Source organism: Streptomyces sp. NPDC000134 (assembly GCF_042899225.1).
Taxonomy (GTDB): domain Bacteria; phylum Actinomycetota; class Actinomycetes; order Streptomycetales; family Streptomycetaceae; genus Streptomyces.
Map to the genome: position 1 here is coordinate 260125 of NZ_JBIAZN010000007.1, position 26113 is coordinate 286237.

Sequence of the window (26113 nt, forward strand, 5' to 3'; positions counted from 1 at the left end):
TCGTCAAGCGAGGCGTGGGGTTCTGGGTTCGTAGAAGGTGCCGTCGCGGAGCATCGCGAACAGGACGTTGATCCGTTGTCGGGCCAGGCGGAGGAGGGCTTGTGTGTGGGTCTTGCCGCGGGCTCGGCATCGGTCGTAGTAGGTGCGGGAGGCGGGGTCGTGCAGGGCGGCGAACGCGGAGAGGAACATCGCGCGCTTGAGTTGCCGGTTGCCGCCTCTGGGCGCGTGTTCGCCGTGGATCGAGGTCCCGGAGGACTTCGTGGCGGGGGCGAGACCGGCGTAGGAGGCGAGGTGGGCGGCGGTGGGGAAGCTGGTGCCGTCGCCGACGGTGACCAGCAGTGTGGCGGCGGTCCTGACCGCGATCCCCGGCATCGAGGTCAGGACCTTGGAAAGAGGGTGTGCGTCCAGCAGGGCGCTGATCTGGGCTTCTGTGGCCCGGCGTTGTTCGTGGACGGCGCCGAGCGAGCGGGCCAGGGAGGGGATCACGATGTCGAGGGTGCCGGTGCCCGGGACCACGACGGTCTGCTCATCGAGTGCATCGAAGACGTCATCGATCAGCCGTGTCGCCATGCGTGGGGCTCTTGGGCGGACTGCCTCGACCAGCCTGCGGCGTCCGGCCTTCCGCAGCGCGGCCGGGGATCCGTAGCGTTCCAGCAGCCAGGTCACGGCCTGGTGGTCCAGGCGCGGGCCCAGGACCCGCTCGAGGCTGGGGTGGAACTGGGTGAGCAGGCCGCGGATCCGGTTGGAGGTGCGGGTGGCCTCGGCCGCGAGATCCTGGTCGAAGCCCACCAGCACGGTCAGCTCAGCGGTGATCTCGTCGGTGAGTTCCAGCGAGCGCAGGGTGTGCGGCATGGTGCGGGCCGCGTCGGCGATGACGGCCGCGTCGCGGGCGTCGGTTTTCGCCTCACCTGGGTAGAGGTCGGCGATCCGCCGCATCGACAGGCCGGGCAGATAGGCGACCTTGCAGCCGGCGTCCCGGGCCACCGTCAGCGGGAGGGCGCCGATCGAGGCGGGCTGGTCCACGATCACCAGCACGGTGCCGAACTTGGTCTTCAGCTTCTCGAAGACATCCCGCAGCTTCGGCTCGGTATTGGGCAGATGCTTGTCGAAGACCTTCTTGCCGGCCGGGGTGAGGCCGTGGCCGTGGTGGGCGCTCTTGCCGACGTCCAGTCCGAGGAAGACGCCTGTCTCGTCGCTGTCGGTCACGCTGTCCTCCCGGACGCATGTCGGGTGTGCTGGCCTGGGCGTTGGCGTCGTGCGCGCATCCACGTTATGCAGACCTGCCGCCCGCGAGCGGCCGGGCGTTACACCAGGCCGGGCGGTAGTCGGACCTCTCATCAGCGTCTCCAACGGCGCCTCGCGGGCCCGGTGGCACCACCCCCCAGGTCATCGGTTCGACAGGGGGGACCAGCCATGCCGGGCCCGGAGGCCAGCGGCCCTCTTGCAGGACCGCGAAGAAGATAACGGGGGTGGCCGCCGACCGCACCTTCCGCCCTTCGCCCGGCCGGCTGAGCCGCCCACCGCCGGGACGGCTCTGAAGGAGGACACCACGACGTCCCGCTGATCGTGGACGAAGCCTGGGGGCCCACCTGCCCTTCCATCCCGACCTGCCCGCCTGGGGCATGGACGCCGACGCGGACCTCGTGGTCACCAGCGTCCACAAGATGGGCGGTGCCATCGAGCAGAGTGGCGTACACGAGGGAGGACGAGCTGGTGGTGCCGAGCAGGTCCTCGCGCTGCTTCAGCACCTCGGAGGAGACCCGGTCGCCCTGGAGGTGGAACACGGACCTCGACGGCCGGCGGCGCCACATGGTCCAGCACGGGCACGGCCTGCTCGATGCCGCGCTGCACCGCGCGGCACGCATCCGCGAGGCCGTCAACCGCCGGCGGTCCGGGGGTGTGGCACAGCCTGAGCGGGCCCCGGAGACGTCTCCGGGGCCCGCGGCGCGGGGACGGTGTTCAGGCGCGTTCGACGAAGAACTTCTCGTGCTCGCCGCCGTTGGCCTTGAGCTGGCAGTTCACCGTGCCCCCGGGACCGGTGGCGGCGGTGACCCCGCTGTCGGTGACCAGACGCAGATAGGTGTCCGGGAAGGTCGCCGACTCGAAGGAGAAGGAGCCGTCGGACTGGGGCCGGGCGTGGAACTTCTCGTACGGACCGATGCCGACCTGGCAGTTGACCGTCCCCCCGCCGGCCATGGTGGAGGGCACACCGGTGCCGTCCATGCGCAGGAACACGTTCGGGAAGGCCGCCGACTCGAAGGCGTACGAACCGTCGGACTGGGGCCGGATCTTGAACGTCGTCCAGGTACCGGTGCCGTACTGGCAGTTGACCTTTCCGGACCCCTTGTCGGCGGGGGCCGTCACTCCGGTGCCGTCCAGGCGCAGGTAGATGTTCTCGAAGAATGTCGAACGGATCGTCACCGGTGTATCGCCGGTCTTCGCGAGATCAGTTGCCGATAACGGCATGAGACCATTCCCTCTTTTCGGTTCACGAATTAACGGATGAGACCTCTCCGCACACCGCGATAAAAGCACGCCGCGGCGTGACAATACTTCGACGCCGCATACTGAGCCGACGATTCCTCGCAGGCGCGGCAGGACGGAACCGACCAGTTCAGTGCTCAGGTCAGGACCGTACGGCAACTGCCGGACCAGGGCTCGGCTTCAGGCCGCGAGGAGCCTGATATTCCGTAAGGCTCCGGCAGCGACGTAACCGTAATTCACGCTTCCGCCCCCTTGTCGCTTCCTGCTCCCGCAGGCCCTGGACGCAATGTATTCGGGTATTCACGGACTGTCCATACGTGCGGGAGTGCAATTGCAGGCCACGTCAGGACGCCCGGAAAACCGTCATGGCGCTTACGGGCGGTGAACGGCGGGGTACCCCGGGCCGGCTATGGCGTCGTACCATCTCGACGCCTTTCCGGGGATCATGCGCCCCCGGACCGCCGTCGGCCTTCGGCAGCGGGTGACCCGTACAGGAAGCGTGGACGCACATGTCCGACCATGTCGGCGCCGGCCGGCCCACTGCCGTCGTGATCGGTGCGAGCGCGGCAGGGCTCTTCGCCGCGGCCGCGCTCACCGAGTTCGCCGACGTCACGATCATCGAACGCGACACCCTTCCGGAGGGTGCCGGGCCCCGGCGCGGGGTCCCGCAGGCCCGCCACGCCCACCTCGTGTGGAGCGGAGGCGTCGCCGCCTTCGGTGAGCTGCTCCCCGGTGTGGTCGACGACATCGTGGCCAGGGGCGGCCGTCTCGTCCACATCATGGGCGACATGGTCTCCCGGGCCCCCAACGAGGTCTGGTTCCGGCGCTTCACGACCACCCGGCACCGCAACCTCGTCTGCTCACGCGATCTGCTCGACTCCGTACTGCGCGACCGGGTCCTCGCCGACGAACGGGTCACGGTCGCACAGGCCACGACGGCCGTCCGTCTGGAAGGAGACGCCGAACGGGTCACCGGCGTACGGGTCCGCACAGACGAGGGCGAGGCCGCCTTGACCGCCGATCTCGTCGTCGACGCCTCCGGCCGGGGCTCCCGCGCACCGCGGTGGCTGACCGGCCTGGGCCTGCCCGAGGTCACCGAGCGAGCAGTCGACGCCGGAGTCACCTACGCCACCCGCCTCTACCGCGCCCCCGACAGCACCACGACGGCCGGCTTCCCCGTGGTCAACGTCCAGGCCAACCCCGCCAAGGCGCCGGGCCGGGGCGGCATCGTCCTGCCCATAGAGGACGGCCGCTGGATCGTCACGCTCGCCGGCACCCGGGGCGGCGAACCGACGGGCGATCCGGACGCCTTCGTGGACTTCGCCCTCGGACTCGGCCACCCCGTCATCGGAGAACTGCTGCGCGGCGCCGAACCGCTGGGCGGGGTCACCACCACCCGCGGCACCAGGAACCACCGCCGCTACTACGAGAAGATGAGGAACTGGCCGGACGGTTTCACCGTGCTCGGCGACGCCACAGCCGGGTACAACCCCGTCTACGGGCACGGTCTGACGGTCGCCGCCCAGTGCGCCCTCGCGATACGGCACGTCCTTCGCTCGACCGGCCTCACACCACCTGGCACGGCGCGCCGCCTCCAGCGCGCCGCCGCCCGCCCGGTCGCGGCCGCCTGGGACCTCGCTGTCGGCCAGGACGCCCACTATCCCGGCGCCACCGACACGCCGCCCACCGTGGTGGAGCGCCTCCTGGCCCGGTTCGTCGACCACGCGGTGGCCACCGGGGCCCGCAACCCCCGCGCACTGGAGGCGCTGCTGGACGTCATGAGCCTGGAGAAGCCTGCCACGCGGCTGTTCTCACCCGACATGCTCGTCCCGATGCTCCTCGGTCCGAGACGGCAGCACCTTCGGGAACCACCGCTCACCGACACGGAACGCACGATCGCCCGACTGGGGCGGTGATCACGCGTACCGACCGGACGGGCCGGAAAGACGCTTCACCGGCGGACCGCCGAGATCAGTCCGCCCGCCCGCTCCTCGTGCCGCGGCGAGGTGCTGAAGGGACGGCCGTAGGCGGCGGCGCGTCGGCGCAGGGTGTGACCGGTGGCCTCCCAGCCGTGCCCGGCCAGCCAGCCGACCGGGTCGTCGGGCATCTCGGAGACCCACATGGACGCCGCCGATCCCGGCGCGGCGTCCGCGCCGAAGCGCTCGATCACACCGCGCGAACCCAGCGTCAGCCCCAGCAAGCTGCCCGCCGCCGACCGCGCGCCGATCCGGGCCAGCAGCAGGTCCACCGCGTCCTCGGGCAGATAGATCAGCAGCCCTTCGGCGATCCACACGGTCGGCGCCGCCGGGTCGTGCCCCGCGGCGGCCAGCGCGCCCGGCCAGTCCTCCCGCAGATCCACCGCGACGGTGATCCGCTCGCAGCGTGCGACGGCCCGCTCCCGGCACAGCACCGACGCCTTGAAGTCCAGTGGTTCGGCGGTGTCGACCTCGAACAGCCGGGTGCCCTCGGGCCAGTCCATGCGGAAGGCCCGGCTGTCCATGCCCGCGCCGAGCAGCACGACCTGCCGTACACCGGACGCGGCGGCCTCGCGCAGCAGGTCGTCGAGGAACTTCGTCCTGATGACGATCGAGTGCGACACCGCGAGCCGACGGCGTCGCGCGGCTTCGCCGTCGGGCGGCGGCGAGGACGGCCACAGGCCACCGGCGGCGGCGAAGGCATGCGCCAGCGGGTCGCGGAACAGCGCGTCCTCCCGCTCGGACTCCAGCGCCCGCACCCGGGCCACACCCACCGCCGTGGCCCACACCCCCGACGGCCGCACCCACTCCCGCCCACCAGTCACGAGACCAGCCTAACGGCCGACCGGTCAGGCACGCACCGAGCCGCTGCGGCCACCGGAGCCGGCATCAGGCAAAGGCCAGGAGTCGCCGAGCGCTTTCACGCGCCGGAAGCGCCGCCGGTCGGTGGGGATACCCCCCGGCCGGATGCGGTGCTGGCCCCATCGTGGTCGACCGGCCGCTCCGGCAAGCTCTGTGCCAACGGGGCGGACTGTACTGCGGACCTGGTTGCGGGGGACGGATGCGAGTCGGCCGAACGACGTATCGGGAGGTCGGGATGAAGCGCGTACACCGGGTGCTGGTGACGGTGACGACCGCGTTGACCCTGCTCGCCGCGCCGACCGCCGCGCTCGCCGCGCCGGAGCGAGCGCAGCGCGCCGGACTGCAGGAAGGACTGGACGACCTCACGGCCACGAGCGCCGTGGGGGCACTGATGGAGGTGCGTGACGAGGACGGTGTGTGGCGGGGCACCAGCGGGGTCGCCGAACTGGGCACCACGCGGAAGGTGTCGGCGCACGACCGGTTCCGGATGGGCAGCATCACCAAGACGTTCGTCGCCACCGTCGCCCTGCAACTCGTGGCCGACGGCAGGCTGAAGCTCGACGACACGGTGGAGACGTGGCTGCCCGGTGCCGTCCCCGGCGGCCACCGGACGACCGTACGGCATCTGCTCAACCACACGAGCGGAGTGCCCGACTACCGTCGCACGCTGCCGATGCCGCCGACGCAGGAGTTCCTGGCCGACCGCCTGCGGACCTGGACGGCGGCCGAACTCACGCGGCGGGCGGTGGCCGGCCCGCCCACGTTCGAACCGCCGGGTTCCGAGTACGCGTACTCCAACACCGGGTACGCCCTGCTCGGCCAGATCGTCGAGAAGGTGACCGGCCGGTCGTACGGCGAGGAGATCGAGCGCCGGATCATCCGGCCCCTGGGGTTGCGCGGCACCTCGCTGCCGGGGACGTCCCCGCGCATCCAGGGGCCGCACCCGCACGGATACGTACCGGTGCGGCAGGACTCCGGGACGCGGCTGGTGGACTTCACCGAGATGAATCCGTCGGTGATGGGCGCGAGCGGCGAGATGATCTCCACGACGAGGGATCTCGACCGCTTCATGGCCGCCCTGCTCGGCGGGCGCCTCCTGCCGGACCGCCTGCTCGACGCGATGAAGACACCGGGTGTCGAGAACGGGACGTACGGGCTGGGGCTGCGGTGGCGGGACACCTCGTGCGGGGTGCGCGGATACGGCAACGACGGTGACGCGCTGGCCTATCAGTCCTGGTCGTTCACCACGGAGGACCGGCGCCGCCAGGTCACCATCGCGCTCACGCCCGACTTCCGCGGTGACCCCGACGACACCGTCGACGCGCTCGTGGACAAGGCGTTGTGCGACTGAGGCCCACCCGGCGGATCACGAGGAAGGTGCCGCCGCGGGTACGAAGCCGTCGGTGCGGGGCGTGGGACACGCGGGGCGCAGGGCGTCCGGCAGGGACGGGTGGATCTCGAAGGCGTCCGCCAGACCCGTGTGGCGCAGGACGACGCGCAGCCGCTCGCCGCCGGAGACCAGGCGCAGCCTGCCGTGCCGCTCACGGGTCCGCCGGCGTGCCCTGCACAGCACGTTCAGGCCCGAACAGTCCAGGAAGGACACCGGGGACAGGTCCACCACCAGATCGGGGTGCGGGACGGCGGTGAGGGCGTCCAGGCAGGCCGTGACGAGCGGTGCCGTGGCGATGTCGATGTCTCCGCGCAGTACCAGAACGGTCGTGCCGTCGACGCTGAACTGAGCGCGGACAGGACCGGTGCCTACGTGCTCATGTGTCATACGGACAGCCAAGACCGGGCGCGCGGCGGACAGTAGGGCCCGACGGCCCTTGCGCCGGGACCAGCGGGCCCTGCCGGTACCGGCCGTGCGGGACGAAGACTGGACGCAGCCTGAAGGAGGTTCCCCATGACCCGCACCATCACCGTCGGACTGGACGGCTCGCCGGAGAGCCTGGCCGCCGCCGACTGGGCCGCGCACGAGGCGCGGCTCCGGGACCTGCCCCTGCGGCTGGTGAACGCCTGGGAGTGGCAGCCGCCCGCCTACGCGCCGGCCACCGGACTCGCTGTGCCGGTGCCGCCGAGCGACCTCCAGCGCGCGACGGCCCAACGCCTCCTGGACGAGGCATGGGTCCGGGTCACCCGCGACCGCCCCGGGCTGCGGATCGACGCGGACACCATCTCGGGGCTCACCGTGCCGGCCCTGCTGAAGGCATCCGAGGACGCCGAACTGCTGGTCCTGGGCTCCCGGGGGCTGGGCAAGGTCGCCGGGTTCCTCGTCGGTTCCGTCTCCCTCGCCGTCGTCGCCTCGTGCGAACGCCCGGTGGTCCTCGTGCGGTCCGTCGAGCGGGGCGTCCGGGAGCCGGTGCCGCAGAGCCCGGCGGCCGTACTGCCCGCCGCCGGCCACCGTGATGTCGTACTGGGTCTCGACCTGCACGAGCCCAGCGGCGCGGTGCTCGACTTCGCGTTCGACGCGGCTTCGCGGCGCGCGGCGCGACTGCGGGTCGTCCACGGCTGGACTCCGCCGCCGTACTACTACGACGGCGCGCTCATGCCCGAGCCGAACGACGAGACGGTCACACAGGTGCGGCGCGAACTCACCGACGTACTGCGGCCGTGGCAGGAGAAGCACCCCGCCGTGCGGGTCGACGCCCAGGCCACGATCGGCGGCGCGGGCCGCCACCTGGTCGACGCCTCCCGCGACGCGGCGCTGGTGGTCGTGGGCCGGCGGGTCCGCAGGTCGGCGTTGGGCGCGCACATCGGGCCGGTGGTCCAGGCGCTGCTGCGCGGTGGGCGACCTGGACGAAACCATCAAGATCATCCGTTCGACGATCTTCGGGCTGCGCAGCCGGGACGACGAGACGGCATCCGGGCTGCGGGCCCGCGCGGTGCGGGCGGTCGGCGAGGCGGCGCCGGTCCTGGGCTTCGCGCCCGGCGTCCGGATGGAGGGGCTGCTCGACACGCATGTGCCGAGGGAGACCGCCGATCATGTGATGGCGGTCCTGACCGAGTCCCTCACCAATGTCGCCCGGCACGCCCGTGCGGACCGTGCCGACGTGGTGCTGGAGACCGACGGCAGGAGGCTGCGCCTGACGGTCACGGACAACGGCGTCGGCATCCCGCCGGGGGGCCGCCGCAGCGGACTGGAGAACATGGCGGCACGGGCCCGCAAGCTCGGCGGCGACCTGGAGACAGGGACCGTGGAGGGCGGCGGAACGCGGGTGGTGTGGCAGGTCCCGGTCGGACAGGGTCAGGGCTGAGGCGCGACAGGGCCAGAGCCGGGGCGCGATGACCGTCCTTCAGCGGGACGGGTCACCCTTGTGGTGCCGCGGGCAGTTCCACGGTGACGCGGAGTCCGCCGGCCGGGCGGGGGATGAGCGTGAGGGTGCCGTCGTGTGCCTCGGTGATCGTCCTGACGATGGCCAGGCCGAGGCCGACGCCCGCCTGCCCGGTGTGGACGCGCTCGGTGCCGCGCTGGAAGGGTTCGGTGAGGGTCGCGACCAGGTGGGGGGCGAGCCGCTCGCCGGTGTTCTCGACGGCGAGTACCGCGGTCCCGGCGTGGACGCCGGTGCGGACCCGGACGGTGCCCTGTTCCGGGACGTTGTGCACGATCGCGTTGTGCACCAGGTTCATGGTGAGTTGCAGCAGAAGCGCGGGCGAACCGTGCGCGGGAGCGAGGTCGCCGCTGGTCTCCAGGGTGATGCCGTGCGCCTCCGCGAGCGGGTGGAGCGTCTCCGCCGCTTCCTCCGCGACGAGGGACAGGTCGACCTGCTCGCGGGTGAAGGACCGCTGTTCGGCGCGGCTGAGCAGCAGCAGTGCCTCGGTGAGGCCGATGGCCCGGGTGTTGACGGTGTGCAGCCGGTCGACGAGTTCCCGGGTGTCGTGCTGCGGATCGGCGCGGGCCACGTCGAGGAGCGCCTTGGAGACGGCCAGCGGGGTGCGCAGTTCGTGGGAGGCGTTGGCGGCGAACCTCCGCTGCTCCGCGATGTGCGCTTCGAGCCGCGCGAGCATCATGTCGAAGGCGTCGGCGAGTTCGCGGAACTCGTCCTTGCGGCCCGGCAGCCCGATCCGGTGGGACAGCGATCCGGCCGCGGCCATGCGGGTGGCGTGGGTGATGCGGTCCAGCGGGGCGAGCATGCGTCCGGCGAGGACCCACCCCCCAGCAGGCCGAACACCAGGAGGAACACCATCACCACACCTGCCGTCGGGGCGAAACTGCGCACGAAGAGGGTGCCCGGGGTCAGTCTCACCGCCCCTGATTCGTTGGTCTGCCACCACCCCTGCCGCAGCAGGAACACGCCCACGGCGACGAGCAGCAGGGCACCCGTGAGCATGAGGAATCCGGCGTAGCTCAGGGTGAGCTTGAGGCGCACGCTCAGGCCGGACCGTCTCTCCACCGCCACTGCCCCCGGGCCCGGGTGACGGTCGCCGGGGACCGCCTCGGCCGGACACGGCCCGTCCCCGGGAATCAGCACACACATGTACCGAGACTACGAGCCGGTACATGTCGTCGGCGTATCGACAACCGCGTACGTCCTTTGGTCCACCGAGCAGGCCGGCCGGACAGATCGCAGGACCCCGACTCGGCGCCGAACGCCTTCCTGAGGCGAGGCGCCGGCCGTGCCGAGCCGACGGCGCTACTGCCTATGGGTGTCGTGGGCTTTGGGTTCGCGGGGGCGGGGTACGCGATGCTGGCCTGTTCGCGGGGATGGAGGACTTCGGGATGTCGAGACCTGGTCGGTGGCGCTGGCTGTTCCCCGCGTTGGCCGTGGTGGTATGGCTGCTGGCCGGTGGGGCGATGGGGCCGTTCGCGGGGAAGCTGGGCCAGGTCGCCAGCAACGACCAGGCCGCCTTCCTCCCGGAGACGGCCGAGTCCACCCGGGTGAACGAGTTGCGGCGGGCGTTCCAGAAGGACGAGACCGTTCCCGCGATTCTCGTGTGGGTCGCCGATTCCGGGAAGATCACCGCCGGGCAGCGGGAGCGGGCGGCCGAGGCCGTGCGGGCGGCGGGACGGGTCGAGGGGGTGGCGGGGCCGGGCAGTCCTCCTGTCGGCTCCGCGGACGGGCGGGCCCTGCAGGCCGTGGTGCCTCTGCGCGCCGACCTGGACGACGAGGTGGGTCCGGCGGTCGACGCCATCCGTGCGGCCGCCGGGCAGGTGCCGGGCACCCGCGCGCACGTCACCGGGCCGGCCGCGACGCAGGCGGATCTGTCGGAGGCGTTCGCGGGGATCGACGGGGTCCTGCTCGCCGTGGCGCTGAGCGTCGTACTGGTGATCCTGCTGGTGGTGTACCGCAGTGTGCTGCTGCCGCTGATCGTGATCGTGACGGCCGTCTTCGCGCTGGCGCTGGCCTCCGCCGTCGTCTACGCCCTCGCCGACCGGGACGTCGTCCGGGTCGACGGCCAGGTGCAGGGCATCCTGTTCATCCTGGTCATCGGCGCGGCCACCGACTACGCGCTGCTGCTGACCGCCCGCTTCCGCGAGGAACTCGGCGCGGGCCATGAGCGGTGGGCGGCGATGAGGGTGGCGTGGCGGCGGTCGGTCGGAGCGGTCACCGCCAGCGCCGCCACCGTCGCGCTCGGGCTGCTCGCCCTGCTCGTCAGCGACCTGACCAACAACCGCGCCCTCGGCCCGGTCGGCGCCATCGGTGTGGTCTGCGCCGTGGTCGCCACCCTCACCTTCCTTCCCGCGGTGCTGGTACTGCTGGGCCGCGCCGCCTACTGGCCCGCCCGCCCCGGACCGACCGCCGTTCGCGGCCGGCCGGGGCGCCGGGGGCTGTGGGAGCGCGTCGCCGCCCTGGTCGACCAGCGTCCGCGCCGCATCTGGGCCGCCACCCTCCTCGCGCTGGCGGCGTGCGCCGCGTTCTCCCCCTTGCTCAAGGCGAGCGGCGTGCCGCTGAACGAGATCTTCATCAACGACGCCCGCTCCGTCGCCGGACAGGAGGCACTGACCGCGCACTTCCCCGCCGGTGCCGGCAACCCGGCGGTCGTCATCGCCCGCGCCGACCGTACGCAGCAGGTGATCGACGCCGCCGGCCGGGTCGACGGCGTCGCCCAGGCCGTTCCGGTCGGCGAAGGCGGCCGGCCCGACCCGGGCGACCCGGCCGTCGTCGACGGCCTGGTACGGATCGACGCCACGCTCACCGCGGCGGCGGACAGCGACGCGGCCAAGCGGACGATCCCGCGCCTGCGCGAGGCCGTGCACGCCGTGGACGGCGCCGACGCGCACGTGGGCGGCTACACCGCCGAGCAGTACGACACCCAGCAGACCTCCGCCCATGACCGCACCCTGATCATCCCCATCGTGCTGGCCATCATCCTGCTCATCCTGATCGCCCTGCTGCGCAGCCTGCTCCTGCCGGTGCTGCTGGTCGCCACCGTCGCCCTGAACTACCTCGCCACCCTCGGGGTGACCGCCCTGGTCTTCACCCACGGCTTCGGCTTCTCCGGCACCGACGCCTCCGTGCCGCTGTACGGGTTCGTCTTCCTCGTCGCGCTCGGCGTGGACTACAACATCTTCCTCATGACCCGGGTCCGCGAGGAGGCCCGCCGCGACGGCAACCGGGCCGGCGTCATGACCGGGCTCACCGCGACCGGCGGTGTCATCACCTCCGCCGGCGTCGTGCTGGCCGCCACCTTCGCCGCCCTGGTCGTCATCCCGCTGGCCTTCATGGCGCAGATCGCCTTCATCGTCGCCTTCGGCGTCCTGCTCGACACCCTCGTGGTGCGCTCCCTGCTCGTCCCCGCCCTCGTCCGCCACATCGGCCCCACCGTGTGGTGGCCCGACCGCACCATCCGACCCTGAAGCTCTCCGGAAAAGAGGACCGACGACCATGACCACCCCCGCCCGTACCGCCCGCAGCAGCGTCCAGCAGGCCGCCCTCGCCGTCGGCGCCGTGTTCCTGCTGGTCGGCGTCCTCGGGTTCATCCCCGGCGTCACCACCGACTACGACACCATGGAGTTCGCCGCCCACCACTCCGACGCCCAACTGCTGGGCGTCTTCCAGGTGTCGATCCTGCACAACATCGTCCACCTGCTGTTCGGCATCGCCGGCGTCCTGATGGCCCGCACCGCCCCCGCCGCCCGCAACTACCTCATCGGCGGCGGCGTCATCTACCTGGTCCTGTGGATCTACGGCCTGATCATCGACCACGACAGCGCCGCCAACTTCGTCCCCGTCAACACCGCCGACAACTGGCTCCACTTCCTCCTCGGCGTCGGCATGATCGCCCTCGGCGTCCTCCTCACCCGCCGCACCGCCCCCGCCGCCTCGCGCTGAGCACAGCGGTTCGCGTGCGGTGGTCTTCCGGGCCGCCCGCCTGGTCAGTCACGGCTGACCGGCGGACGGCCTTTTCCGTGTGAGGTGAGCCACAGCCTCCGCCCGCGGGCCCGGAACGGGCAGGAAACGGAGCGCGCACGGGGCCGAACGGGCACGACCGTCCTGTGGTGTGCGCGCCCCCGACGCGGACCGCCGGGTACCGGTTACTCAAGGGTCAGATGTCGCGGTCGCGAATTGCCGGCCGCGATGGCAGGTGGCGGGGGCTTCAGGTATTTACGGCGGCATAGGGGAGAGCGTGTTCTCGGCGCCGGATGACGCGGTCGGGGGAGCGGTGGGGAATGTGTGTTTCCGCTGTGTGAACCACAGGAAAGGCGTCTGGCGCGGGCTGCTCCCGTTCCGATACTGTTGGGCCCGAGGCGAGCCAGGCCCCCCGTATAGAGCCCGTTGTCCGCTTGGGGATATGTAGGGGACGGGTAAGCGTCGGCTGCGGTATGGAGAACGGACCAAGCTGTCTCCGTATCGAACGTGAGTCGCCGTACTCCTGAACGGCTTGTTTCGCTCTCCGGCAATCCGTTAGCCGACGCGTCACGAAATCCGGCCCTTGCGATAGGCGATCCCTGTCGGCCTCGCGTGGTGAACGGGTCGGGCGCGAGGCGCCTTTCCGCGCGCCCTGTCGGCGGTATCCGCGCCGGCCTCTCGTCGCCGTACCTCGCTGTTCGTGCGACGCGCCCTCGGGCCGGGGACCGGCGCCGCTCCCGGCGGGCTGCCTGGGCCGAGCGCCCCCCCGTACCTTCTGGCCCGCCGCCTTCGTACCAGAGCCGCGCGGCCGGCGAACCGCTTCCAGCCCACTGTTAATTCCATGTTGCGGAATGGCCATGCGTACGAGGCGAATGGTTGACGGAATTCGTATGGCTGGAATCCGAACCCGCGTGGCCGGAACGTGTCGGATCGTGGCCGACGGGCGCCCTATGGGCATCGCCTGCATACCCGCTATGGGCTGCGTGCCCCGGCTGCGCGATCGGGCAGAAGGCGCTGCACGATGGGGCAGGAATGGCTGCGCGATCGAGCAAGGGCTGCCGGGGCGGGGCGGTGGGTCGGCTTGTTCTCCTCATGTTCGCGCCAATGGCTCAGGTTAATCATGGAAGTCCGTGCGGTTAATCGTGCGGGTTGGAGCGACGCTGACCTGTGTTTATGCGCGTCTCGCGATCGTTTTCCGCCTGCTGGGGACCGAAAATAGTTCACGGTTGACAATTCCTGGATAGCTAGTTTTGACTGGCGATTGCCGTCGTGGAAGTGGCCGAGAAAGCAACGAGGCGATTCCGGCCAGCCATGCGCGTATCCGGTTCCCAGTGGATGACTGACGAAGGCAGAGGCTGCCATGCGCTTATCACAAGGGGTGCACACCGGCACTGTCGCCGTCATCGGGGTCGCGTCCGCGGTACCGGTGCGGGCGCGGCGCGACCACGGTGCACTGGCCGAGCTGACCGGTGTGCCGCTGCCCGCGGACCGGACGGGCGAACTGGAGTCGGCGTGGACGGCCTGCGAGGACGCCGGCCTCGGCACGGACGACCGGGCGGGTGCCGGAGTCTATCTGTCCGCCGGGACCGAAGCGGGTGCCGGGCCCGGGACGGAAGCGGATGATCCGGCTGAACTCCCGGTCAGGGCGGCTGAGTTGGCCCGCGTGCTCGGGCTGGGCGGGCCCTGCCGGGCCGGGCGGGACCCCCTCGCTGATGCCACCGCCGCCGTACTCTCCGGCGAGTGCCGCCTGGCGCTCGTCGGCACGGACGGTGCCTTCGCCGTGCTCACCCGTCAGGACGACGCACGGGCCGAGACCTTCGCCTACCGCCTCGACACCGACCAGGCGCGGCCCGACGACGTCCCCGCGCTGGTCGAGGCCGCGCTCGCCGCGGGACGCCCCGCGCCGGGCCGCGACGCGGCGGACGGGCCCGCCGTCCCGGTCGTCCTGTCGGCGCACAGCGAGGAGGCGCTGCGGGCACGGGCCGCCGACCTGCGCGCGATGCTGACGGCCGAGCCCGCCCTGCCGCTCGTCGACCTCGCCTTCTCCCTCGCCACGACCCGGCCCGCCCTCTCCCGGCGCGCCGTGCTGGTCGGCCGGGACCGCGCACAGCTCAGCGAGGAACTGCTCGCCCTCAGCGAGGGGCGCCTGCCGGTGCGAGCGGACGGCAGACCCGCGGCGGACGGCGTCGCCTTCGTGTTCCCCGGCCACGGACCGCAGTGGCCGGGCATGGCCGGTGAACTCCTCGACGCCTCACCGGTGTTCGCCGAGCAACTGCACGCCTGCGCCGATGCCCTCACCCCGTACGTGGAGTGGCCCGTGCTCGACGTGCTGCGCGGCACGACGGACGCGTACTCCCTGGACCGGCCGGACGTGGGGCAGCCCGCGCTCTGGGCGATGATGGTGTCCCTGTCCGCGCTGTGGCGGTCCTGGGGCGTGCCGCCCGCTGCCGTGGTCGGCTCCAGCGTCGGCGAGATCCCGGCGGCGACCGTCGCGGGCGCGCTGACCGTCGAGGACGGCGCCCGTGCCGTGGCCCTGTTCAGCCAGGCCCAGGTGCACCTCCTCGAACAGGGCGTGATGCTCTCCGTCCTGGCGCCGGCCGACGAGGTGCGCGAGCGGCTGACCCGCTACGACGGGCTCGACCTGGCCGCCGTACACGCCCCCACCTCGGTGCTCGTCTCGGGAACCGAGGACCAGGCCGACGCGTTCCTCGCCGAACTGACCGCCGACGGTGTCCGGGCCAAGGGCATCGCGATCCGCGTCGCCGCCCACGGCCGCCAGGTCGACTCGGTGCTCGGCATGGTGCGCGAGGGCCTCGCCCCGATCACGCCCCGCCCGACGGAGGTGCCGGTCTACACGGCCACCACGGGCGGGCGCGTCGACCCGCGCACGCTCACCGCGGACCACTGGTGCCGCAACGTGCGCCACACCGCCGACTTCCAGAGCGCCACGCGCGCCGCCCTGGCGGCGGGACACCGGCTGCTGCTGGAACCGAGCCCGCACCCCGTACTGACCAGGGCCGTGCAGGAGACCGCCGAGGAAGCCGCCGTGGAGGCCGCGGTCGTCGGCACGCTGCGCCGGGGCCGGGGCGGCGCCGACGAGGTGACCGCCGCCCTCGGCGAACTGCACGCCGGCGGTGTGCTCCCCGACTGGCGGGCGGTGTTCGCCGGCCGCGACGCGCGCCCGGTGCCGCTGCCCCCCTACCCGCTGCACCTGGCACCCGGGACCGTCCCCGCCCCGACCCTCGCCGACCGGCTCGCCGACGTCCCCGACCGCACGGCGTACCTGCTCGACCTGGTCCGTGCGCAGGTGGCCGCCGTCACCGACAGCGCCCAGGACGTCGTGGACGCGGCCGACCCGGACGCGCCGCTGCTCGAACTCGGCGTCGACTCGGCGGGCGCGGTGCGCCTGCGCAACCTCCTGAACGCGGCCACCGGCCTGAAGCTGCCCGTCTCGGCGATCTTCGACCACCCGACCTGCCACGGTCTCGCCCGGCACCTCGACCGGGTCCTGCTCGGCGTCCCCGCCGAGGACGACGAACCCGTGACCGGGGCGGCCGGCGGCGACGACGAGCCGATCGCGATCGTGGCGATGAGCTGCCGGCTGCCCGGCGGCGTGCACAGCCCCGAGGACCTGTGGGAGCTGCTCTCCACGGGCGGCGACGGCGTCACCGCCTTCCCCACCGACCGGGGCTGGGACCTGGAGGGACGCTACGACGAGGACGCCGAGCGGCCCGGCCGCTACTACCAGCGCGAAGCCGGGTTCCTGCACGACGCCGGCCAGTTCGACCCCGAGTTCTTCGGGATATCGCCCCGCGAGGCACTGGCGATGGACCCGCAGCAGCGACTGCTCCTGGAGATCGGCTGGGAGGCCGTCGAACGCGCCGGCATCGACCCCGCCGACCTGCGCGGCAGCTCGACGGGCGTGTTCGTCGGCGCCATGACGATGGACTACGGGCCACGGCTGTACGAGGCGCCCGCGGAGCTGGAGGGCCACCTGCTCACCGGCAACACCGCGAGCGTCGCCTCCGGCAGGCTCTCGTACTCGTTCGGCTTCGCCGGACCCGCCGTCACCCTCGACACGGCGTGCTCCTCCTCGCTGGCCGCCCTGCACCTGGCCGTGCGGTCGCTGCGGCGCGGCGAGTGCCCGCTCGCGCTCGCGGGCGGCGTCACCGTCATGCCGTCGCAGGGCATGTTCGTCGAGTTCAGCAGGCAGCGCGCGCTCGCCCCCGACGGACGCTGCAAGGCGTTCTCGGCGAGCGCCGACGGCTTCGGCCTCGCCGAGGGCGCCACCATGGTGCTCCTCGAACGACTGTCCGACGCGCGCCGCAACGGCCACCCCGTCCTCGCCCTGATCAAGGGCACCGCCATCAACCAGGACGGCGCGTCCAACGGCCTCACCGCGCCCAGCGGCCCCGCCCAGCGCAAGGTGATCCGGCAGGCGCTCGCCGACGCGGGCGTCCCGGCCGCCGAGGTCGACGCCGTCGAGGCGCACGGCACCGGCACCCGCCTCGGTGACCCGATCGAGGCGGACGCCCTCCTCGCCACCTACGGCCGCGAACACCCCGCCGACCGGCCGCTGCTGCTGGGCTCGGTGAAGTCCAACATCGGCCACACCCAGGCGGCCTCCGGCGTCGCCGGTCTGATCAAGATGGTGCTCGCGCTGCGGCACGGCGTACTGCCCCCGAGCCTGCACATCACGGAACCCACCCCGCACGTGGACTGGACGTCCGGCGCGGTGGCGCTCGTCACCGAGACCACGCCGTGGCCCGAGACCGGGCGCCCCCGCCGGGCCGGCGTGTCCTCCTTCGGCATCAGCGGCACCAACGCCCACGCCATCCTCGAACAGGCACCCGAGGAGAGCCCGGCCGAGCCGCCCGTGCCCTCGGGGCCGGTGCCGCTGGTGTTCTCCGCGCGGACGGAAGAGGCGCTGCGCGCCCACGCCGCCCGGCTCGCCACCGCCGCGGAGCGGACCGCGCCCGCCGACATGGCGGACGCCCTGCTGACGCGGACGGTGTTCGAGCACCGGGCCGTGGTGGTGGCCGGCGGCGCGCACGCGCTGTCGGCGGTGGCCGCCGGCACCGAGTCGGCGCGCGTGGCGGTGGGCGTGGCGCGTCCGGCGGGCCAGGTGGCGTTCGTCTTCCCCGGCCAGGGCTCGCAGTGGCTGGGCATGGGGGCGGAACTGGCGCGGTCCTCACCGGTCTTCCGCGCCTCCCTCGACGCCTGCGCCGAGGCGCTGGCCCCGTATGTCGACTGGTCCCTGCACGAGGCGCTCGCCGACGCCGCCGAGCTGGAACGGGTGGACGTCGTCCAGCCCGCCCTGTTCGCGGTGATGGTGTCGCTGGCCGCGCTGTGGCGTTCCCACGGCGTCGAACCGGACGCGGTGGTGGGCCACAGTCAGGGCGAGATCGCCGCCGCCTGCGTCGCGGGAGCACTCTCCCTGGAGGACGCCGCCCGCGTCGTCGCGCTGCGCAGCAAGGCCATCCTGGCGCTGTCCGGCCGGGGCGGCATGGTGTCGCTGGCCGTCACCGTCGACCAGGCCCGCGAGCTGCTGACGCGCTGGGACGGACGGATCTCCGTCGCCGCCGTCAACGGCCCCGGCTCGGTGGTCGTGGCGGGTGACGCCGACGCCCTGGACGAGCTGATGCAGTCCTGCGCGGCCGACGGGGTGCGCGCCCGGCGGGTGCCGGTGGACTACGCCTCGCACTCGCCGCACGTGGAGCACATCCAGGAGGCGCTGGCCGGGGCACTGGCCGGCATCGCGCCACGGCCCGCCGACGTGCCGATGCTGTCCACGGTCACGGGGGAGTGGCTGACCGGGACCGAGGTCGGCGCGGAGTACTGGTACCGCAACCTGCGCAACACCGTGCGGTTCGAGGAGGCGACCCGCGGACTGCTCGACCACGGCATCGGCGTGTTCGTGGAGTGCAGCCCGCACCCCGTGCTCACCATCGGCGTGCGCGAGACGGTGGAAGCCGCCGAGCGCGAGGCCGTCGTGGTCGGCACGCTGCGCCGCACCGACGGGGACCTGGACCGGTTCCTGCTCTCCGCCGCCGAGGCGTACGTGGAGGGCCTGCCGTTCGACTGGCGCCGCGTGGTGCCCCCCGGGCGGCCCGTCGACCTGCCCACCTACCCCTTCCAGCGCCGGCGGTTCTGGCTCGACGGCACCGCCCGCCCGGCCGCGGCCGCCGACCCCGCCTTCGAGGAGTTCTGGGCCGCGGTGGAGCGCGGCGACCTCGCCACCACCCTGGACGTGCCCGCCGACGCGCCGCTCACCGACGTCCTGACCAGCCTGGCCGACTGGCGGCGCCGCAGCGGCGAGCGGACCGCCGTCGACTCCTGGCGCCACCGGATCACCTGGCGCCCCCTCGGCGCCACCGCCCCGCCCGCCCTGCACGGCACCTGGCTCGTGGTGCGCTCGGCGGCCCAGGCGGACCACCCCTGGCGGGCGGCGGCCGTCGACGCGCTGCGCGCCCACGGCGCCGACGTCCTGGAGACCGACGGCTCGGCCGGCTACCTGCGCGACACCGGCGTCGTACCCAGCGGCGTACTGTCCCTGCTCGCCCTCGACGAACGCCCCGAACCCGGCGCGCCCGGCGTGCCCCGGGGCCTGGCCGCCACCCTGGCCCTGGTGCGGGCACTCGGCGAGGCCGGGATCGGCGCCCCGCTGTGGCTGGCGACGACCGGCGCGGTCTCCGTGGGCCGGTCCGATCCGCCGACGCACCCGGTACAGAGCCAGACCTGGGGCCTCGGCCTGGCCGTCGGCCTGGAGCACCCCGAGCGCTGGGGCGGCCTCGTCGACCTGCCCGTGGTCCCCGACCCGAGGACCGCCACCCGCCTCGCCGCCGTCCTCGCCGGGCGGACGGACGAGGACCAGCTCGCCGTCCGCGCCTCCGGCGTCTGCGTACGCCGGATGACGCCCGCCCCGGCACCGGCCGGAGTGCCCGCCTGGCGCGCCGCCGGCACCGTACTGATCACCGGCGGCACCGGCGCCATCGGCGGCCACGTCGCCCGCTGGCTGGCCGGCAACGGAGCCGAGCACATCGTGCTGACCAGCCGCCGCGGCCCGGACGCGCCCGGCGCGGCCGAACTGCGCGACGAGCTGAGCGGACTCGGCGTCCGCGTCACCGTCGCCGCCTGCGACGCCGCCGACCGCACCGCCCTCGCAGACCTGTTCGACCGGCTCGACGCCGAGGGCACCCCGGTCCGCTCTGTCTTCCACGCGGCGGGCACCGTCCCCACCCTGCCGCTGGCCGAGACCGGCACCTCCGACCTCGCGTACGCCCTGGCCGCCAAGGCCGCCGGCGCGGCCCACCTGGACGAGCTGTGCGCCGGCCGCGACCTGGACGCCTTCGTACTGTTCTCCTCCGGGTCCGCCGTGTGGGGCAGCGGCGAACTGGGCGCGTACGGCGCGGCCAACGCCTTCCTCGACGCCCTCGCGCAGCGCCGCCGGGCCGACGGACTGCCCGCCACCTCGGTCTCCTGGGGCATGTGGGCGGGCGGCGGCATGGTGACCGACGACCTGGACGACCATCTGCGCCGCCGGGGCCTGCGCCCCATGCGCCCGGACCTCGCGGTCGCCGCGCTCGCCACCGCGCTGGCGGCCGGCGAGACGACCCTGACGGTCGCGGACATCGACTGGCCCCGCTTCGTGCCCGGCTTCACGGCGGCCCGCAGCAGGCCGCTGATCAGCGAGATCCCCGACGTCGTCGCGCTCGCCGCCCAGGACGCGCCCGAGCAGCCGGCCGCGGGCGGTGCCCTGGCCGACCGGCTCACCGGGCTCAACGACACCGACCAGCACCGCCTCCTGCTCGACCTGGTACGCGGCCACGCGGCGGCGGTCCTCGGCCACGACGGACCCGGCTCCATCACCGCCGACCGGGCCTTCCGTGAACTGGGCTTCGACTCCCTCACCGCCATCGAGCTGCGCAAACGGCTCAACACCGCCACCGGCGTCAAGCTGCCCGCCACCGTCGTCTTCGACCACCCGACGCCCGAGGCGCTCACCCGCCACCTGCACACCGTGGTGCTCGGCGAGCGGCGCACCGCCGGGCCCGCCGAGAGCGCTCCCCGCGGCACCGACGAGCCGATCGCCGTGGTCGCCATGAGCTGCCGCTACCCCGGCGGCGTACGGGGACCCGAGGACCTGTGGTCGCTCGTCCTCGACGGACGCGACGCCATCGGGCCGTTCCCCGACGACCGGGGCTGGGACACCGACCGGCTCTACCCGGCCGGCGCCGCGGAGCAGGGCCGCAGCCGCACCCTGGAGGGCGCCTTCGTCGACGACGCGGGCGGCTTCGACGCGGACTTCTTCGGCATCGCCCCCCGCGAGGCCCTGGCGATGGACCCCCAGCAGCGGCAGGTGCTGGAACTGGCCTGGGAGCTCTTCGAACGGGCCGGCATCGACCCGACCTCCGTCCGCGACAGCCTCACCGGCGTGTACGTCGGCGCCTCCCCGCAGAGCTACGCGGGCACCCTGGAGCAGGCCGCACCCGAGATGGACGGCTACCGGCTCACCGGCGACGCGCTCAGCGTGGTCTCCGGCCGGATCGCCTACACCCTCGGCCTGCGCGGGCCCGCCGTGACCGTGGACACCGCCTGCTCGTCCTCGCTGGTCGCCCTGCACCTCGCGGTACAGGCGCTGCGCTCGGGGGAGTGCTCGATGGCCCTGGCCGGCGGCACGGCGATCATGGTGACGCCGACGCCCTTCGCCGAGTTCAGCCTCCAGGGCGGCCTGGCCCCCGACGGCCGGTGCAAGCCCTTCGCCGACGCCGCCGACGGCGTCGGCTGGGGCGAGGGCGCGGGCCTGATCCTCCTCGAACGGCTCTCCGACGCCCAGGCCAACGGCCACGAGGTCCTCGCCGTCGTCCGGGGGTCCGCCACCAACCAGGACGGCGCCTCCAACGGCCTGTCCGCGCCCAGCGGCCCCGCGCAGCAGCGGGTCATCCGCGCGGCCCTCGCGAACGCGGGCCTGTCCGCCGCGGACGTGGACGCCGTCGAGGGCCACGGCACCGGCACCCGGCTCGGCGACCCCATCGAGGCCCAGGCCCTGCTCGCCACCTACGGCCAGGACCGCCCCGCCGACCGGCCGCTGCTCCTCGGCGCCCTGAAGTCCAACATCGGCCACACCCAGGCCGCCTCGGGCATCGCGGGCGTCATCAAGATGGTGCAGGCCATGCGGCACGGCGTACTGCCCCGCACCCTGCACCTGGACCGCCCGTCCGGGCACGTGGACTGGACGACGGGCACCGTGGAACTGCTCCCCGAGCAGCGGCCGTGGCCCGAGACCGGCCGGCCCCGGCGCGCCGCCGTCTCCGCGTTCGGCGTCAGCGGCACCAACGGCCACGTCATCCTCGAACAGGCCGCCCCCGCCCCCGCGGCCCCCGCCCCGGCCGACGTGCCCGACGGCCGCCCGCTGGCGTGGGCGCTGTCCGCCCGCGACACCGCCGCGCTGCGCGAGCAGGCCGCCCGCCTGGCGGCCACCGTGGACACCCGGCCGGACCTGCGACCGCTGGACATCGCCGCCACCCTCGCCACCGGGCGGGCCGCGCTCGACCACCGCGCGGTCGTCCTCGGCACCGGCAGGCCCGAACTGCGCGCGGGACTCGACGCGCTGGCCCAGGACGCCCACGCCCCCGACGTGGTCCGCGGCACCCCCGACGGCGGCCGGCTCGCCGTGCTCTTCTCCGGCCAGGGCTCCCAGCGCGCCGGCATGGGCCGGGACCTGTACCGCGCCCACCCCGCGTTCGCCGACGCCTTCGACGAGGCGTGCGCCCACTTCGACCCGCTGCTGGACCGGCCGCTGCGCGAGGTGGCCTTCGGCGACGACCAGGGCGTCCTGGACCGCACCGAGTACGCCCAGCCCGCGCTGTTCGCCGTCGAGGTCGCCCTGTACCGCCTGTGGGAGTCCTGGGGGCTGCGGCCCGACGCGCTCGCGGGCCACTCGATCGGTGAACTGGCCGCCGCGCACGTCGCGGGCGTCTTCTCGCTGGCCGACGCCTGCGCGATCGTCGCCGCCCGCGGCGCGCTCATGCAGGCCCTGCCCGAGGGCGGCGTCATGGTCGCCGTACGGGCCACCGAGGAGGAGATCGCACCGGAGTGCTCCGACAACGTCGGCATCGCCGCCATCAACGGCCCCGACTCGCTCGTCCTGTCCGGCAGCGAACTCGAGGTGCTCGGCCTCGCCGACCGGCTCAAGGCACAGGGCCGCAAGGTCACCGCGCTGCGGGTCAGCCACGCCTTCCACTCGCCGCTGATGGAGCCGATGCTCGACGCGTTCCGCCGCGTCGTGGCGGGCGCCACCGCCCACCCGCCCACGCTGCCGATCGTCTCCACCCTGACCGGCGCACCCGTCGGCGCGGAGGAACTGATGTCGCCGGACCACTGGGTCCAGCACGTGCGCAGGCCGGTCCGGTTCGCCGACGGCGTCACGAGCCTGGCCGCCCAGGGCGTGACGACCATGGTGGAGGTCGGACCCGGCAGCGCCCTCACCACCATGGGCCCGGACAACGCCCCCGACGCCGTGTTCGTGCCGACGCTCCGTGCCGACCGGCCCGAACCGCACGCCGCCCTCCTCGCCGCCGCGCGACTGCACGTGCGGGGCGCGCACCTCGACCTGGCGGCCGTGCTCGGCGGCCACGGCACCCGCGTCGACCTGCCCACCTACGCCTTCCAGCACGACCGCTACTGGCTGACCGCCGCGGTGGCGCCCGCGGGCGACGGCGCGACCGCCGCCCTCGGCCTCACCACCGGCGACCACCCGCTGCTGCGCGCCGCGGTCCCGCTGCCCGACGCCGAGGGCGTCGTCCTCACCGGCAGGCTCTCCACCCGGGCCCAGCCCTGGCTCGCCGACCACGGCGTCGGCGACCGCGTCCTGTTCCCCGGCACCGGCTTCCTCGACCTCGCCCTGCACGCCGCGGGCCACTGCGGCCTCGACACCGTCGAGGAGCTGACCCTGCACGCCCCCCTGGTCCTGCCCGAGCGCGGCGGCCGCGCCCTGCGCGTGACCGTCGGCGCCGAGAGCGACGACCGGCGCAGCATCCGGGTGCACTCGCGGGCCGAGGACGCCGACCGGGACGCACCCTGGACCGAACACGCGACCGGCACGCTCACCGCCGGCGACGCCCCCGCGACCGAACTGTCCGCGTGGCCGCCGCGCGACGCGGCACCGATGGACGTCGACGACGTCTACGACCGCCTCACCGAACTCGGCTACGACTACGGCCCCGTCTTCCGCGCCCTGCGCGCCGCCTGGCGCCTCGGCTCCGACGTCTACGTCGAGGTGTCCCTGCCCGAGGGGACCGGCGGCGAGGGCTTCGGCGTCCACCCGGCCCTCCTCGACGCCGCCCTGCACGCCCCGGTGCTGCGCGCCCTGGAGGAGACCGGCGGCGGCCCCCGGCTGCCGTTCAGCTTCTCCGGCGTACGGCTGCACGCGGCCGGCGCCTCGACGCTGCGGGTGCGCTGGTCGCCCACCGGGCCGGACCAGATGTCACTGGCCGTCGCCGACCCGTCCGGCCGGCCCGTCGCGAGCGTCGAGTCGCTGGTCATGCGGCCGGTCGAGCTGCACAGGACCGCGCCGCCCGCCACCGACGCCCTGTTCCGCCTGGAGTGGACGGGCCTCGACCTGGCGGCGGAGGGCACGGCGGCGACCGGACTCGCCGTGCTCGACGCCGGCCGGACCGGCGCCGACGACCTCGGCCTCGGCGTGCCGGCCGTGCCCGGGTTCGACGCCCTCGACGGCGTGAGCGACCTGCTCGCGCCCTGCCCCCGACCGTCCGCGACCGAGCCGTACGTCCCGGACGAGAAGGCGGCGGTGCGTGCGGCGGTGTCCTGGGCGCTGACGCTGGCTCAGGACTGGCTCGCCGACGAGCGCACCGCCGGCACCCGCCTGGTGTTCGTGACCCGTGGCGCGGTCCACACCCCGGCGCCGGACCCGGCGCAGGCCGCCGTATGGGGATTCGTACGGTCGGCCCAGACCGAGAACCCGGGGCGGTTCGTCCTGCTCGACCTGGACGACACCGAGGAGTCCGCCCGCGCCGTACCGGCCGCGCTGGCCTGCGGCGAACCCCAGTCGGCGGTACGCGGCGGCCTGCTGACCGTGCCCCGGCTCACCCGGGCCAGCGCCGACGGCCCGCGCACCGCGCCCGCCGGCCACCAGGCCCCCGACGCCTGCGCCCCGTTCGACCCCGACCGTCCGGTGCTCGTCACCGGCGGCCTCGGCACCCTCGGCGCGCTGGTCGCCCGGCACCTGGTCACCGACCGGGGCGTACGCCGCCTCGTCCTCGCCGGACGCAACGGCCTCGCCACCGAGGGCGCCCCGGAACTGCGTGACGACCTCACGGCATCGGGCGCCGAGGTGACCGTGGCGGAGTGCGACGTGGCCGACCGGGACGCGGTGGCCGCGCTCCTCGCCTCCCTCGACCGGCCGCTCGGCGCGGTCGTGCACGCCGCGGGCGTCGTCGACGACGGCGTGGTCGAGTCACTGACCCCCGAACGGGTCGACCGCGTCCTCGGACCCAAGGTCGACGGCCTGCTCCACCTGGACGAACTGACCCGGGACTTGGGCCTCTCCGCGTTCGTCGTGTTCTCCTCCGCGGCCGGCGTCCTCGGCAGCGCCGGCCAGGCGGGGTACGCCGCCGCCAACGCGGCGCTCGACGCCCTGGTGCGGCGCCGCCACGCGCTCGGCCTGCCCGGCACCTCCCTGGCCTGGGGGATGTGGGCGGCGGCGAGCGGCATGACGGCCGGTCTCGACGCCGACGACCGGGCCCGCCTCGGCCGCTCCGGCGTCCTGGAACTGCCCACACCGGACGCCCTCGCGCTGTTCGACGCCGCCACCCGGGACGACCACGCCGTCCTCGTACCGGTCCGCCTCGACACCGCGACGCTGCGCGGCCTGGCGGCGGACGGCACCCTGCCCCCGGTGCTGCGCGGCCTGGTCCGCGCCCCCGTCCGCCGTGCCGCGACGGCAACCCCCGCCGAGGGCCCGACGTTCACCGAGACCCTCGCCGGGCAGTCCCCGGCGGACCGCGAACAGACGGTCCTGGACCTGGTCCGCGCCCAGGTCGCCGCCGTCCTCGGCCACACCGCCGGCACCCAGATCGACCCGGGCAGGTCCCTGCAGGACCTCGGCTTCGACTCACTGACCTCGGTGGAGCTGCGCAACCGGCTCACCGCGGCCACCGGCATCCGGCTGCCCTCGACGCTCGTCTTCGACCACCCGTCGGCCGCCGCGATCACCCGGCACGTACTCACGCTGCTCCCGCGCACCGAGACCGAACCCGGGGCCGGGGTGCTGGACCAGCTCGACCGCCTGGAGAGCGCGCTGTTCGCCCTCGCCGACGACGGCACCGCCACCAAGGTCGACCTGCGGCTGCGGGCCCTGCTCGCCAAGTGGACCGACACCCGGGCCGACGCCGCCGACGAGGACCCCGGGTCCGACGACCTCTCCGCGGCCACCGACGACGAACTCTTCGACTACCTCGACAACGAACTCGAAACCTCGTGACC

At 73.8% G+C, this 26113-nt stretch carries 9 protein-coding genes and 3 pseudogenes; 7 read left to right on the forward strand and 5 right to left on the reverse strand.

Annotated elements, in window-relative coordinates:
* Window positions 1-3: 3 nt before the first annotated feature.
* Both ACFY32_RS13325 and ACFY32_RS13330 read right to left on the reverse strand, forming a co-directional pair.
* A complete protein-coding gene (locus ACFY32_RS13325) occupies window positions 4-1206 on the reverse strand; it encodes an IS110 family transposase (protein ID WP_390674239.1) in 1203 nt (400 codons plus the stop codon).
* 753 nt (window positions 1207-1959) lie between these two features.
* Window positions 1960-2421 carry a hypothetical protein gene (locus tag ACFY32_RS13330; RefSeq protein WP_390674240.1) on the reverse strand — a complete coding sequence of 154 codons (462 nt, stop codon included), beginning with the start codon at window positions 2419-2421 and terminating at the stop codon, window positions 1960-1962.
* Between the two features lie 572 nt (window positions 2422-2993).
* Between ACFY32_RS13330 and ACFY32_RS13335 the strand changes: the two genes are divergently transcribed.
* The gene (locus ACFY32_RS13335) at window positions 2994-4400 is read left to right on the forward strand and encodes an FAD-dependent oxidoreductase (protein ID WP_390674241.1); all 1407 of its coding nucleotides are present in this window, start codon (window positions 2994-2996) and stop codon (window positions 4398-4400) included.
* A 35-nt stretch (window positions 4401-4435) separates the two neighbouring features.
* Here ACFY32_RS13335 and ACFY32_RS13340 read toward each other — a convergent pair whose 3' ends face one another.
* Window positions 4436-5248, reverse strand: a complete 813-nt coding sequence (locus tag ACFY32_RS13340; RefSeq protein ID WP_390674263.1) for a class I SAM-dependent methyltransferase — start codon at window positions 5246-5248, stop codon at window positions 4436-4438.
* A gap of 308 nt (window positions 5249-5556) precedes the next feature.
* Between ACFY32_RS13340 and ACFY32_RS13345 the strand changes: the two genes are divergently transcribed.
* A complete protein-coding gene (locus tag ACFY32_RS13345) occupies window positions 5557-6672 on the forward strand; it encodes a serine hydrolase domain-containing protein (RefSeq protein WP_390674242.1) in 1116 nt (371 codons plus the stop codon).
* Between the two features lie 15 nt (window positions 6673-6687).
* Here the strand turns inward: ACFY32_RS13345 and ACFY32_RS13350 are convergent, their stop codons facing one another.
* Window positions 6688-7098: an STAS domain-containing protein gene (locus ACFY32_RS13350; RefSeq protein WP_390674243.1), complete on the reverse strand. Its 411-nt coding sequence runs from the start codon at window positions 7096-7098 to the stop codon at window positions 6688-6690.
* 126 nt (window positions 7099-7224) lie between these two features.
* Between ACFY32_RS13350 and ACFY32_RS13355 the strand changes: the two are divergent.
* Together ACFY32_RS13355 and ACFY32_RS13360 are read left to right on the forward strand one after the other, a co-directional pair.
* A pseudogene (locus ACFY32_RS13355) lies at window positions 7225-8043 on the forward strand (universal stress protein); the annotation flags it as partial.
* Window positions 8044-8047: 4 nt separating this feature from the next.
* Window positions 8048-8575 (forward strand): annotated as a pseudogene (locus tag ACFY32_RS13360) (sensor histidine kinase); the annotation flags it as partial.
* A gap of 52 nt (window positions 8576-8627) precedes the next feature.
* Here ACFY32_RS13360 and ACFY32_RS13365 read toward each other — a convergent pair.
* A pseudogene (locus ACFY32_RS13365) lies at window positions 8628-9712 on the reverse strand (sensor histidine kinase).
* Window positions 9713-10038: 326 nt separating this feature from the next.
* Between ACFY32_RS13365 and ACFY32_RS13370 the strand changes: the two are divergent.
* The 3 genes from ACFY32_RS13370 (at window position 10039) to ACFY32_RS13380 (ending at window position 26111) form a co-directional block, all read left to right on the forward strand.
* The gene (locus ACFY32_RS13370; RefSeq protein WP_390674244.1) at window positions 10039-12117 is read left to right on the forward strand and encodes an MMPL family transporter; all 2079 of its coding nucleotides are present in this window, start codon (window positions 10039-10041) and stop codon (window positions 12115-12117) included.
* Window positions 12118-12145: 28 nt separating this feature from the next.
* The gene (locus ACFY32_RS13375; protein ID WP_390674245.1) at window positions 12146-12592 is read left to right on the forward strand and encodes a DUF4383 domain-containing protein; all 447 of its coding nucleotides are present in this window, start codon (window positions 12146-12148) and stop codon (window positions 12590-12592) included.
* 1378 nt (window positions 12593-13970) lie between these two features.
* On the forward strand, window positions 13971-26111 hold the full coding sequence (locus ACFY32_RS13380; protein WP_390674246.1) for a type I polyketide synthase: 12141 nt from the start codon (window positions 13971-13973) through the stop codon (window positions 26109-26111).
* The last annotated feature ends 2 nt before the right edge of the window (window positions 26112-26113 follow it).

Excerpts from the sequence above, each read along its gene's own strand:
- ACFY32_RS13335 (WP_390674241.1), top strand. The coding sequence starts at position 2,994 with ATGTCCGACCATGTCGGCGCCGGCCGGCCCACTGCCGTCGTGATCGGT.
- ACFY32_RS13345 (WP_390674242.1), top strand. The coding sequence starts at position 5,557 with ATGAAGCGCGTACACCGGGTGCTGGTGACGGTGACGACCGCGTTGACC.
- ACFY32_RS13350 (WP_390674243.1), bottom strand. The coding sequence starts at position 7,098 with ATGACACATGAGCACGTAGGCACCGGTCCTGTCCGCGCTCAGTTCAGC.
- ACFY32_RS13370 (WP_390674244.1), top strand. The coding sequence starts at position 10,039 with ATGTCGAGACCTGGTCGGTGGCGCTGGCTGTTCCCCGCGTTGGCCGTG.
- ACFY32_RS13375 (WP_390674245.1), top strand. The coding sequence starts at position 12,146 with ATGACCACCCCCGCCCGTACCGCCCGCAGCAGCGTCCAGCAGGCCGCC.
- ACFY32_RS13380 (WP_390674246.1), top strand. The coding sequence starts at position 13,971 with ATGCGCTTATCACAAGGGGTGCACACCGGCACTGTCGCCGTCATCGGG.